At 54.3% G+C, this 12,853-nt stretch carries 6 protein-coding genes and 2 rRNA genes; 4 read left to right on the top strand and 4 right to left on the bottom strand.

From position 1 onward, the window contains the following. Window positions 1–41: 41 nt before the first annotated feature. From Pan97_RS20820 to mfd, 4 genes are all read right to left on the bottom strand, one after another. A complete protein-coding gene (locus Pan97_RS20820; RefSeq protein ID WP_144975981.1) occupies window positions 42–1,073 on the bottom strand; it encodes a WD40 repeat domain-containing protein in 1,032 nt (343 codons plus the stop codon). A gap of 258 nt (window positions 1,074–1,331) precedes the next feature. Further along, complete coding sequence (locus Pan97_RS20825; protein ID WP_144975983.1) at window positions 1,332–2,618, bottom strand: citrate synthase; 1,287 nt, start codon at window positions 2,616–2,618, stop codon at window positions 1,332–1,334. A 377-nt stretch (window positions 2,619–2,995) separates the two neighbouring features. Then, entirely contained in the window at window positions 2,996–4,390 is a 1,395-nt protein-coding gene (locus tag Pan97_RS20830) for a peptidylprolyl isomerase (protein WP_165698886.1), read from the bottom strand. 158 nt (window positions 4,391–4,548) lie between these two features. Next, window positions 4,549–7,791 (bottom strand): transcription-repair coupling factor, encoded by a 3,243-nt coding sequence (mfd, locus tag Pan97_RS20835; RefSeq protein ID WP_144975987.1) that lies wholly within the window; start codon window positions 7,789–7,791, stop codon window positions 4,549–4,551. A 105-nt stretch (window positions 7,792–7,896) separates the two neighbouring features. Between mfd and Pan97_RS20840 the strand changes: the two genes are divergently transcribed. The 4 genes from Pan97_RS20840 to Pan97_RS20855 all read left to right on the top strand — a co-directional run bounded on the left by Pan97_RS20840 (window position 7,897) and on the right by Pan97_RS20855 (window position 12,837). Then, window positions 7,897–8,553 carry a DUF1349 domain-containing protein gene (locus Pan97_RS20840; protein ID WP_144975989.1) on the top strand — a complete coding sequence of 219 codons (657 nt, stop codon included), beginning with the start codon at window positions 7,897–7,899 and terminating at the stop codon, window positions 8,551–8,553. A gap of 657 nt (window positions 8,554–9,210) precedes the next feature. After that, a 23S ribosomal RNA gene (locus Pan97_RS20845) occupies window positions 9,211–12,051 on the top strand. 154 nt (window positions 12,052–12,205) lie between these two features. Beyond that, a 5S ribosomal RNA gene (gene rrf / locus Pan97_RS20850) occupies window positions 12,206–12,314 on the top strand. 112 nt (window positions 12,315–12,426) lie between these two features. Then, window positions 12,427–12,837, top strand: a complete 411-nt coding sequence (locus Pan97_RS20855; RefSeq protein WP_144975990.1) for a hypothetical protein — start codon at window positions 12,427–12,429, stop codon at window positions 12,835–12,837. The last annotated feature ends 16 nt before the right edge of the window (window positions 12,838–12,853 follow it).

Below are 12,853 nucleotides of genomic sequence, written 5' to 3' on the forward strand. Positions count from 1 at the left end.
CTGTGCCTTCCTTTCGCATCCCTGCGAAAATGGTGACCTAATTAATTCGAGAAACGGCTGACCGGGACCGTTAACACGGGGGGAGACTTCTGACGCGATTGGCCCAGGTCCCAGACGCGGATCGTGGTATCGAACCCGCTGGAAACCATCGTTTGCCCTTGAGCCGACAGCGTCGCGACAGTGCCATCATGGCCTGCCAGACGATCAATTTCTTCGTACGTATCCAAGCTCCACAAGCGAACTTCGTTGTCGCTTCCGCCGGTGGCAATCGTGCCTGGTTGAACGAGCGAAACGGAGAATACCTTCGCGTCGCCGGTCGGCATCGAAGCAAGCTTCTGCCCGCTGCTGACGTTGTGGACGGTCAGCTGGCGATCTTCACTTCCGCTGACGATCTGCGTGCCGTCGTCGGAGAATGCCAAGCCATGAATGCGCTCGTTATGAGCGCGGATGTCTTTCAGCTGAGTGCCGCTGGCGGCATCCCAAATACGAACGATGCCGGTACGTCCCGCGGCGGCGACCAGTTTTCCGTCCGGCGAGAAGGTGACGGCACGTAGATCGTTTCCGGCTGCTTTCCACTGTTGGAGTTTCTTGCCGGAGTAGGGATCGTAGACGACGACGCAGTCATCAAAACCGACGACTGCCAGCTTGGTTCCGTCGTGATTGAAGTCCAAAGCGGTGATCACGCTGGGAAATTCACTTCCGCTACGTAGCTGGATGTTTTCCTGTACGTCCCACAGAAGCACCTGGTGATCGTTCCCCGCCGTGGCCAACAACTTACCATTGGGCGAAAACTGCGCGGCACGGACCCAGTCGGTATGCTGCTTGAGCGTCACAATGACGCGTCCCGTCGCGATCTCCATGATGCGGACGAAGTGATCGTCTCCGGCGACCGCCATCAGCTTGCCGGTCGGATGGATTTCAACCTGCGAAACGACCGGCGGATGGAGTCGCTCGGCATCCGGTTTGAGCTGGATGGTATGCGACAGCTTGACGGCCGAAACCTGGGCAAGGGCAATCGACGGAACGATCCAAGTAGCGATCACTGCCGTGGTACCGATAATTTGCTTAATCATCGTGCTGTTGCGTCTCCCTCGCTGAACTCCTGCTGGGGACCCTTCGTAGTCCCTAGACGTACAACGGTTGTTATCGACACAACGTGTCTACCGACCTCAAGCGATCACCGAAAGTTTGACTATTTAGGTAAACTTTTCCGGATACGCGGCCGCATGCTCTGCTGGCATTGGCAAGAAATAGCCAGGCAGATTCAAGAAAAAAGAGGGCATGCGATGATGCCCTCTTGAGGTAGCTGGTAAGCCGACTCACTAGCGATGCTATCGCTTCTCGATCGGGATGAATTCCCGCTTAGTTTCGCCGGTGTAGACCTGACGTGGACGGCAGATACGCTTGGTCTTGGAACCGTGCATTTCTTTCCAGTGGGCGATCCAGCCGGGCAGGCGCCCCATGGCGAACAGCACGGTAAACATCTGAACCGGGATACCGATCGCCCGGTAGATCACGCCGGAATAGAAGTCAACGTTCGGGTAAAGCTTGCGTTGGACGAAGTATTCGTCGTTGAGCGCCGCATGTTCGAGCTTCTGAGCGACGTCGAACAACGGGTCCTTGATGTCGAGCTTGTCGAGCAGCCGGTCACAAGCCTTCTTGATGATCGTGGCCCGGGGATCGAAGTTCTTGTAGACGCGATGCCCAAAGCCCATCAGGCGGACCTTGCTCTGCTTGTCCTTGGCCAGTTCCACGTACTTATCGACGTCGCCGCCATTTTCGATGATCTCTTCCAGCATGTTCACCACGGCTTCGTTGGCACCGCCGTGCAGCGGTCCCCACAGGGCGCTAATGCCAGCGGAAATCGAAGCAAAAAGATTCGCATCGGCCGAACCGACCATGCGGACGGTCGAGGTGCTGCAGTTTTGTTCGTGATCGGCATGCACGATCAAAAGCAGGTTCAACGCGTCGACGAAGTCTGGGTCGACGTGGAACGGCTCGCTCGGAACGGCGAACATCATCTGCAGAAAGTTTTCGCAGTAAGAAAGGTCGTTCTGCGGATAGATGAATGGTTGGCCAAACGACTTTTTGTAGCTGTAGGCTGCAATCGTCGGCAATTTGGCCAGTAGGCGGTGGATTGAGACTTCAACCTGCTGCGGATCGTGCGGGTCGAGCGAATCCTGGTAGAACGTCGAGAGGGCGCTGACCACGCTGGACAGGATCGCCATCGGGTGCGCGTCGCGTGGGAAGCCATCGTAGAACGACCGCATGTCCTCGTGCAGCATCGTGTGACGGCGAATCGAGTTGCGGAAGTTCGTTAGCTGTTCTTCGGTGGGAAGTTCGCCGTAGATCAGTAGATACATGACCTCGACAAAGTCACAGTTGGCAGCCAATTCTTCGATCGGGTAGCCGCGATAACGCAGGATACCTGCTTCCCCGTCCAGGTAAGTGATGGCGCTGGTTGTGGAGCCTGTGTTGACGTACCCTTCGTCCAGCGTGATGTAGCCGGTCCCGCCACGAAGTTTCGAGATGTCGACCGCCTTTTCGTCTTCACTACCCACAACTACGGGCAGCTCGATTTCTTTCCCATCGATCATTAGCTTGGCAGTATCGGACATGCAGACTTCCTCACTGGGGGCATACGCAAGCTCCCCCGACGCATTTCGGGGGAGCCATCTTTTCCGCGACGGTGAAGGCACCGCTTGATATTACGATGCATTGAGTAGCTGGCGCGGAACAAATCCTGGACATTAACTTTTGACCGCTACTTTACTCGATTGTAAGGGCCAACAAAATAGCCGGTACTGAAACAATCCCCTGACATAAGTACCGCTTATTTTAATTCTTACGAAACGAGTGACATTTCGATAGCAGAACAGGCGAATTAATCGCCCAATTAGCTAGGAGAAAAGCAGGGGGATCTTAATAAGATTTCCGGTTCGCACCGAGTTTTCCGGTGAAAAGGCACCCTACCGAAGGACCAGGACAAGGCCAGCTACTTGGCCTCGTCGAAGATCGTCCAGACTTGAGCTTTGGACTTTACTTCCTTGATGTAAGCCTGCATCTGTTCTTGGCGGCGCTCGTTCTGGATCTTCTCACGGATCTCGACCTGAGCTTTGGTGAAGGGCACCATGCCTGCGTCTTCCCGCTCGAGAACACGCACGATGTGGAATCCTTCGGCCGACTCGATGATGGGGCTTAGTTCGCCAATCGGCAGGCTGAAGATAGCCCGGTCGACCGTTTCGTTCTTCAAGCTCCCCTGGCGGGTCCAGTCGTACTGACCACCGCTGGAAGCTTTGATCCCCTGAGATTCACGTTTGGCAACCGCGTTGAGGGGAGCCCCACGCAGCACCTGGTTACCCATGTTGGCCATCGCTTCCCAGGCCGCCTGGCGATTGGGGAATTCCGAGAACTTCACCATCAGCTGTTCCCATTTGACTTTGGCCAACTTCTCGTAGTCTTTCGCGTGCTCGTTGTAGTAGTCGAGCATTTGTTGATGGGTGACTTCTTCGTCCTTCTTCACCTTCCGCTGAATTTGCTGCTGAGCGACCAACTTCTCGACGAACTGGCGCCGTTTCTTTTCCAGCGAACCACCCATTTCACGAAGCTTTATATCGAGCTCGGCAGGCGTGTTCACCTCGGCGTTCTTCATGTCGGTTTCGAGTTGATACTCTTCGTAGTTCTTACCAAGCATCTCCTGCATTTCTTCCATGCGATCGGCAGGAACGGCACGCATGAAGTCGAGGTATACCACCTTGATGTCGATCAAACCAGGAAGCATCTGCTTCAAGGCCTGTTCTTTGAATTGTTCGATCTCCTCAGGCGAAACGCTGTCGCGTTTCTCAGGCGGCAGCGCTGCCAGACGCTCTTCGATCATCTGATTCACCGGGCCTAAAACATCGCCAGCGAGAATCGGTGCTCCGTTGACGATCGCCACAATCCGAGCGGGCTTGAAAAGGTCGTCCTCTCGCTTAGCGGCCGGTTGTTGCGGCAAGTTGGCAACACGCGGAGCCATCTGCGAATTGAAGTTACTTTGCGGCGGAACCGACTGATAACCGGGCTGACCGGTCGATGGGTAATTTGTGGTGGGATAGGTCGGAACGGTCTCCTGCGTTCGCGGATAATGATAACCGTTTTGCGGCGGATAACTCGTCGGCATGTCGGAGATGACCGCCGTGGCACCACCCGTTGAAGGCGTGTTCGCTGGATAGCTTCCGGCGCCAGGGACAGTTCGCGCAGCCGTTCGGTATTGAGGTTCGCTCGCCGCCCGACGCTGGGAGAATGGATCGGAAGGGGTTTGCTGTGCCGCCGCAGCGTCTTCTTTCCAAGGATTGAGCCAGCCGAACTGAGCCCAAGCTTCGCTCGGAGAAAGCAGGACGGAGCTAAGCATGAGGCCTGCCAAGACGGTGCGCAGACCAATGTTTTTACAAGTCGCGTAAGCAGCTGAAATCACGTTGCTTGACTTCCCATCCATGAGGAGTTCCCAATCGATTGCGGCATCCGGCCGCGCTCGCGCAAGAAAATTGCGGGCGGAGTATAGGAACGCACCTAACTAGCACGCAACATCATTCTCGCAAAATCGAGCAATTCCGATCCGTTCATGCTGGCATCCGGCAGCGGGATGTAGGCTCGGGTCTCGTCGACGACACGAACCTTCTTGCCACGCAGCTTTGCTAGCTGCTGGATCCTGGACGCATTGGTATATACGAAGACGAGAAAAGTTTGATCGACCTCTTCCTCGACATAAATCGCGGAAACCTGCCAAAAAGCGGCATCTAATTTCAGCGCAACCAGCCGCAACAGCTCTTCGACCTCTTCAGGAGTCGGCCCGAATCGATCTCGCATCTCGTCTTCAATCTGCTTCAGATCCTCATCCGATGCGATGCGCGTCATGCGCCGGTAAAGATCGATCTTTTGCCGCATGTCTCCGACGTAATCGTCGGGCAAATAAGCTTCGACCGGCAAATCGATGTCGACGTCGATCGTCAGCTTCGGCGGCATCTTCTGCAGCTTTCGCACGGCACTTTCCAGAAGCTGGCAATACAGTTCGTAGCCAACCGTCGCGATGTGACCACTTTGCTGCGTCCCCAGAATATTGCCAGCACCGCGAATTTCGAGGTCGCGCATCGAAATGGCGAACCCGGCCCCCATGTGGCTGAATTCCTCGATCGCATGCAAGCGTTTGCTAGCGATCGGCGTCAGGTGCTTGCCAGGCTCCAGCAGCAGATAGCAATAGCCGCGATGGTGCGACCGCCCGACACGACCTCGCAGTTGATGGAGGTCAGCCAGGCCATAGCGATCGGCTTCGTCGACGAAAATGGTGTTCGCGTTGGGAATGTCGAGCCCGCTCTCGATGATCGTCGTCGCCAGCAGCAAATCGAACTTTCCATCGATGAAGTCGACCATGACCTGCTCGAGCGCACCTTCGGCCATTTGCCCGTGACCGATCCCGATCTTGGCTTCCGGCACGATGCGCTGGAGCTTCGCGGCGACCAGCTGAATATCCTGCACCCGGTTGTGAACGAAATAGACTTGCCCGCCGCGGTTCAGTTCACGCAGTACCGCATGGCGAATCAGCTCGTCATTCCATCGCGAAACCTTCGTCTCGACCGCGATGCGATCCTTGGGCGCCGTTTCCAGGTTGCTAATGTCGCGGACCCCCACCAGCGACATATGCAGCGTTCGCGGAATGGGAGTCGCCGTCATGGTGAGCACATCGACGGTCGTGCGAAGCTGCTTCAGTCGCTCTTTCACCTCGACGCCGAAGCGTTGTTCTTCGTCGATGATCACCACGCCCAGGTTTTGAAACTCGATATCCTTCGACGCCAGGCGGTGCGTACCGATGACGACGTCGACGGTGCCTCCCTTCAATCCCTCGACGACTTCTCGCTGTTCTTTCGCGGTGCCAAAGCGGCTAAGTCTTGCAATGGTGAACGGGAACTCGGCCATCCGTTCACGAAAGCTCTTGTAGTGCTGCTCGGCCAGGATGGTCGTTGGTACCAGGACCGCCACCTGGTAGCCGTTGTCGACCGCCTTGAACGCGGCACGCATCGCGACTTCCGTCTTCCCGAAACCGACGTCACCACATAGTAAGCGATCCATCGGCCGGGGCTGAATCATATCTTGCTTGATGGCAGCGATGGCCAGCACTTGATCGTCTGTTTCCGTATAGGGAAACGAGGCATCGAACTCGTACTGCCAGCGGGTATCCTCCGCGAAGGCAATCCCCGGTCGGCTCTTGCGTTCGGCTTGAACTTGCAGCAGATCGGCCGCGAGATCTTTAACCGCTTTTTCGACGTTCTCTTTCTGCTTCTTCCAGACAACGCCGCCAATGCGGGCCAGGGGAGGCCGCGTTTTGCTGCCGCCGACGTACTTCTGAACAAGATCGATCTTCGAAGCCGGGACGAAGATCTTGGTTTCGCCGTGAAACTCGAGCACCAGGTGTTCTTCGGCGTGCCCTTGCTTCTCGATCAGACGCAAACCACGATAGCGTCCGATGCCGTGCCCCAGGTGAACGACCAGGTCTCCCTTCTTCAGGTCGAGGAAGCTATCGATGACCTTGCCCAGACGCCTGGTCTTGGTGCGATGCAAAGCTCCGCGGTGGAAGATCTCGTTGCCGCTGACCAGCACAAGCTGCCCATCGCGAAAGCGAAAACCTTGATGCAGTTCCCCCAACACATAATGCAACCGCCCGGACTTGGCGACCTGCGTTGTGTCGAGTATCTCGTGCAGACGCTCGACTTCCGCTTCCGTCTGCGAGACGATCACGACATCCAGATTCTGGCTGACCACGTCTAATTCACCGCGAACTCGCTCGACATCGCCGCTGAACTGCTCGACCGATTCAAAGTTCAAGTTTGCGGTCACGTTGAACGATCCACTCGCGATCCCGGCAGCTGAGACCTTACGGAAATCGTTGAGCCTGACGATGGTTTCCGCGAATTCAAACGCATCGCGTACGTCATCCACACGCTTGAGATAGTCGTTGGCCGTCTGTTTCATCTGATCAGGCTCGATCAGAAGAAACACTGAGTCTTCCGGTAGGTAGTCGACGAAACTGCCTTGGTAATCTCTTGAGTGCCGCAGGGCCGTGATATCGATCTGCTGGAGTGAATCAACGCTGCGTTGGGTTTGAACGTCGATCTCGCGCAGCGATTCGATTTCGTCTCCGAACAGCTCGACCCGCACCGGCAGTTGCCAATCAGGGGCAAAGATATCGAGAATGCCCCCACGCAGCGAGAATTCGCCTGGCAGTTCGACGGCCGTCGTCGAGTGATATTTATGAGCGAGCAGCCACTTAGCTAATTCTTCGGGGATCAACTGCTGACCGACTTCCAGGCGGCGGCTATTGGCAACGATGTTCTCTTTTCCAGGAACGGGCTGAATCAAGCTCTCGATGGAAGTAACCAAGATGGAAGGGCACGTGCCGTATACCAACTGCTTCAAGATTCTCAACCGCGCCGCGTAGATCTCGTCGTGTAGTCGGCGTTCGTCCGGCGACGACTCCCAGGCCGGAAAAGACGCGACGTCCGCATTGGAAAACAGCGGCAACGCTTCGGCCAGCTTGTCGATTTCGGTCAGATGCGGAGCAACGACAACGATGTGCGGCGAAATCTCGCCGTAGAAAGCTGCGGCCACCAGCGCGCAGGCTGAGCCCCAGACTCCTTCCAAAGTTGCGTCCTTCCCTTGCTTCAGGGCTTGGACCACCTTCTGGAACGATTCATTCTGCTCGAAACATTGCGGCAGACTCTTGAGCATCGTCGCCGCTTGCTGGGATGTCGCAATGCTCATTTTCGTAGTCGTGAATTCTAGAGTGAATGATAGAATCGGGCCAAGACGCGATCCGCCGTTTTTCTTGTCCTTCCTGCCTCACCCCTTTCTGAAAGATCCCGCTTCATGCGATTTTGCTATCGACTGCTCGCCTTGCTGTTGGTTCTTGCTGGAACCAACCTCCTTAGTGCCGAAGAACTTCCTGGCTGGGGTGAGATTACCGATCCTGTTGGTAACTGCCCTGTTGATTTCGTCGAATCGGGCGTTTCGCTGTCGATTCCAGCCGGTCTGCACGACATGAACCCACGACTTCAGGTAACCAATGCGCCGAGGGTAATGCAGACCGTGGAAGGGGACTTTCTTTATGAGATACGCGTAAGCGACTTTCCCCGGCCGCAAGCCAAGACAGGCGTTGACGGACACGCCAGCTACGTCGCCGCGGGAATCCTCGTGTGGCAAGACGACCGAAACATCCTACGCTGGACACGAACAGGAAGTGGCGAAGCGAATGCTGTCTTCCTGAGTTGCGAGCAATACGAACAGGGACAATTGATCGGCGGAGGCAATTTCCCGATGGAAGACAAACCCATAACCCTTCGCGTAGAACGCCGCAAAGACCGGCTCATTCTATCGGCAACGTACGACAACTCTTCATGGCGTAAGGTGTTAGAACGCCGGTGCTCCCTTCAAAAGGAACTCAAAGTGGGCCTGTTCGGGCTCAATGTGACTGAAAAGGACATTGAATATCGATTCGAAGCACCGTATTTGCTGTCCTCCAAGTAGGCGGAATCTCTATGTATCCACCTCACATTCAGGATTCCTGAAGCAAATGCAAAGATTTCGAGAACGCCTAACCTATTTCTATGCAAGCGATTGCGGCGATTCCTTAAAAATCATGGTCAAATTCTCACCACCCCCGTTTGACAATGGCGGCCGTCCGGTGATACATTGCGTCCTTCCAGTTGAGGTTAATTCTTCGACAGGGAAAAGTCACTTCTACATGAAGTGAGAATGATCTTTGACAATTTGGTTGGTAGATGGCATTTGCGTAGCAAAGTGGATGTCGGGTTTGGGGTTTGCTTATGGCAAGCCGTAAGCTCAGCAGAAGCTTTGTTGCGACATAAACGATGCAATTTCATAGAGTTATGGTTATTACCAAAAGTGTTGCTCTTGGTTTTCAGCTTTGGCTGGAATCAGGGCAGTGTCGATTTGAGTGATAGCCGTTCTTAAAGAGAATCTCGATGTCTGTCGGGCCTTTTTGCATGGTCAGCCTGAGAGGGTTGGCAAGTAAGTTGGGTCACGCAGCATTGTGAATCGTTACAAGATCGGATCTCAGTGACTGGTTCTTAGACAAGCCAGTCACAATAGGTAGTCCGAAATGGCTTGGTTGTTCTTAGTTTGTATGGGTGTGCTAACCCTAAGCGAGCTTTGAATATTTGTGGTCAAGCTATTAAGGGCACATGGGGGATGTCTTGGCATCAGAAGACATGGCGTGGAAGACTGCGATAAGCCTGGGGGAGTTGTCAAACGAACGTTGATCCCGGGATTCCTGTTCAACCCAGGGAACTGAAACATCTAAGTACCTGGAGGAGAAGAAAGAAAAATCGATTCCGTCAGTAGCGGCGAGCGAACGCGGAATAGCCCAAACCTTGAGGATTTTCCTCAGGGGGTTGTAGGGCCTCTCATATGGAAGTTACAAAACTGCCGACTAGCCGATATGACATGGAAAGGTCAACCATAGAGGGTGACAGTCCCGTAGGCGAAAGTTGTGTAGTCTTCCGAGAGGTACCTGAGTAGGTCCAGTCACGTGAAACCTGGATTGAATCTGCGGGGCCCATCCCGTAAGGCTAAATACTCTCTGATGACCGATAGTGAACTCAGTAGCGCGAGTGAAAGATGAGAAGAACCCCGACAAGGGGAGGTATGTGAACCTGAAACCATGTGCCTACAAGCGGTCGGAGCCCGATTTATGGGTGACGGCGTGCCTTTTGCATAATGATCCGGCGAGTTACCGTCTGCGGCAGGTTAAGGCCTTACGGGCTGTAGCCAGAGGGAAACCGAGTCTTAATAGGGCGTTAGTCGTAGGTGGTAGACGCGAAACCACGTGATCTACCCATGAGCAGGTTGAAGCGCGGGTTATACCGCGTGGAGGACCGAACCCACTTGGGTTGAAAACCGAGGGGATGACTTGTGGGGAGGAGTGAAAGTCTAATCAAACGTGGAGATATCTCGTTCTCTCCGAAATAGCTTTTGGGCTAGCCTTGAGCCACTACGTACCGGGGGTAGAGAGACTGAATCGGTTTGGGGCCCTTCCCGGGGTACCCTGCTGGACCAAACTCCGAATACCGGTGCGACTATCTCAGGAGTCAGTCCGCGAGGGATAAGCTTCGCGGTCGAGAGGGAAACAACCCAGACCGTCTGCTAAGGTCCCCAAGAGATGCTCAGTCACTAAGGAAGTTGAATTGCCGAGACAACCAGGATGTTGGCTTAGAAGCAGCCACCATTTAAAAAGTGCGTAACAGCTTACTGGTCGAGCAATTCTGCGCCGATAATGAACGGGAGTAAGCATTTCACCGAAGCAGCGGATTCGAAAGAATGGTAGGAGAGCGCCGATCGTCAGATACGAGCCGTACCGTAAGGAGCGGTGTTGGGGCGATCGGGTGATTATGCCGGAATGAGTAACGATAAAACAGGTGAGAATCCTGTTCGCCGAAAGCCTAAGGTTTCCTGGGGAAGGCAATTCCGCCCAGGGTTAGCCGGTCCCTTAGTCGAGGCTGAAAAGCGTAGACGATGGACAGCAGGTCAATATTCCTGCGCTACGGTTGTGGACTGATGGAGGGACGGCGTTTCAAAGGTGATCGGACTGGTGGAACAGTCCGTGGGCTCTAGCAAGGTGAGGAATAGGCAAATCCGTCCTCATAAGCCAAGTTAGAGCGCTGACTCTTCGGAGGTAATCATCAGCGGGACGTCCAAGAAAAGCTTCTAAAGGTTGAAGCAACTGTAACCGTACTAAAACTGACACAGGTAGGCGAGTCGAGTAGACTAAGGCGCTCGGGAGAACGGTGGTTAAGGAACTCTGCAAAATGACCCCGTAAGTTCGCGATAAGGGGTGCCCCTGACGGTTCACGCTGTTGGGGGCCACAGAAAATCGGCTCTGGCAACTGTTTATCAAAAACACAGGACCCTGCCAACTCGCAAGAGGATGTATAGGGTCTGACGCCTGCCCGGTGCCGGTAGGTTAAGGAAGCGGGTGCAAGCTCTCGACCGAAGCCCCGGTAAACGGCGGCCGTAACTATGACGGTCCTAAGGTAGCGAAGTTCCTTGTCGGGTAAGTTCCGACCTGCATGAAAGGCGTAATGACTGGAGCACTGTCTCAACCACCGACCCGGTGAAATTGTAGTCGTGGTGAAGATGCCACGTTCCCGCAGTTAGACGGAAAGACCCCGTGAACCTTTACTGTAGGCTGATATTGGTCTGAGATATGTTTTGTGTAGGATAGGTGGGAGGCTTTGAAGTTTGCACGCCAGTGTAGATGGAGCCATCCTTGAAATACCACCCTGAATATGTTTTAGCTCTAACCTAGAATTTCTGTGAATCCAGACTAGGAACAGTGTCAGTTGGGCAGTTTGACTGGGGCGGTCTCCTCCCAAAGAGTAACGGAGGAGTGCAAAGGTACCCTCAGCCTGGTTGGTCATCAGGCATAGAGCGCAATGGTAGAAGGGTGCTTAACTGTGAGACCCATAGGTCGAACAGATACGAAAGTAGGTCATAGTGATCCGGTAGTCCCGTATGGAAGGGCTATCGCTCATCAGATAAAAGGTACTCCGGGGATAACAGGCTTATCGCATCCGAGCGTCCATAGCGGCGATGCGGTTTGGCACCTCGATGTCGGCTCATCACATCCTGGGGGTGAAGAAGCTCCCAAGGGTTCGGCTGTTCGCCGATTAAAGTGGTACGTGAGCTGGGTTCAGACCGTCGTGAGACAGGTCGGTCCCTATCTGCTGTGGGCGTACGAAACTTGAGGAGATTCTTCTTTAGTACGAGAGGATTTGGAAGGACGTTCCTCTGGTGTCCCAGTTGTCATGCCCGTGGCACGGCTGGATAGCTATGAACGGAAAGGATAAACGCTGAAAGCATCTAAGCGTGAAGCCCGCTCCAAGATTAGGTTTCGTAAGTACTTTGTACGAGAGTCCCCTGGAAGACGACCAGGTTGATAGGCCAGATGTGTAAGCTCAGCAATGGGTTCAGCTAACTGGTACTAACGGACGAAAGCTTGACCACTTATATTCAACGCTCACTCGTTGAGCAGACTTGAATCATCAAGTGCGATTCACAATAATCGAAGTTCTCGAAACATTGAACGTGTTGCCAATACGCAAACACCTCTACCCAACCAAATGAAGCCTGACTTGGCCCCCACGTCAGTCAGGCTTTTTCCGGTGACCATATGGTTGTGGAAACACCTGTTCCCATTCCGAACACAGCAGTTAAGCACAACCAGCCGATGATAGTGCCCACCAGTGCGAAAGTAGGTATCGCCGGATTCATTTACTTATGACAAAGCCCCGCTTAACCCAAGCGGGGCTTTTTTATTGGGCAATGGGGTTGTAAAACAGGGGCTCCTCAGCACTTATCACCGCTAACCAGGCCTATCCTTTGTCTGAATCATCTTCCTTTGTTCCCGTTTATCGAGCCGCTGCCCGAAAAGGTGCTGCGTCTCCGCTGGTACTTGCAATCGCGGCCGTGTCCGGCTTGATCCTCGTTAGCTGTCTTGTGTGTGGTGGTCTGGTCTATTTTGGCGTCAATTCGCAAGCCACTTCTCAGATTCAGCAGAAGTATGGTGATAACCCGATCGTAAAAGAGCATCTCGGGGAAATTCATTCTGCATGGATCAATACCGAGGCGAGCCACGAAGTCGCCGAGGAGTTCGGAACGCCCGACTACATCGTCTATGACGTGCACGGCTCAGAAGGGGATGGGCAACTGCTCATCAAGCAGGGCGAGGGAGACAACTTTGTCGGTGACGAAGGGATCCTGCGGATCGATTCCCAAGACTTCGATCTCTAAACGTCGGTCTCACCCA

Origin of the sequence: Bremerella volcania (assembly GCF_007748115.1) — a bacterium.
GTDB classification, from domain to species: Bacteria; Planctomycetota; Planctomycetia; order Pirellulales; family Pirellulaceae; genus Bremerella; species Bremerella volcania.

Bases quoted from the DNA above. Each gene is read 5' to 3' on its own strand.
- Pan97_RS20840 (WP_144975989.1), top strand. From the start codon at position 7,897: ATGCGATTTTGCTATCGACTGCTCGCCTTGCTGTTGGTTCTTGCTGGA.
- mfd (WP_144975987.1), bottom strand. From the start codon at position 7,791: ATGAGCATTGCGACATCCCAGCAAGCGGCGACGATGCTCAAGAGTCTG.
- Pan97_RS20830 (WP_165698886.1), bottom strand. From the start codon at position 4,390: ATGCTTAGCTCCGTCCTGCTTTCTCCGAGCGAAGCTTGGGCTCAGTTC.
- Pan97_RS20820 (WP_144975981.1), bottom strand. From the start codon at position 1,073: ATGATTAAGCAAATTATCGGTACCACGGCAGTGATCGCTACTTGGATC.
- Pan97_RS20825 (WP_144975983.1), bottom strand. From the start codon at position 2,618: ATGTCCGATACTGCCAAGCTAATGATCGATGGGAAAGAAATCGAGCTG.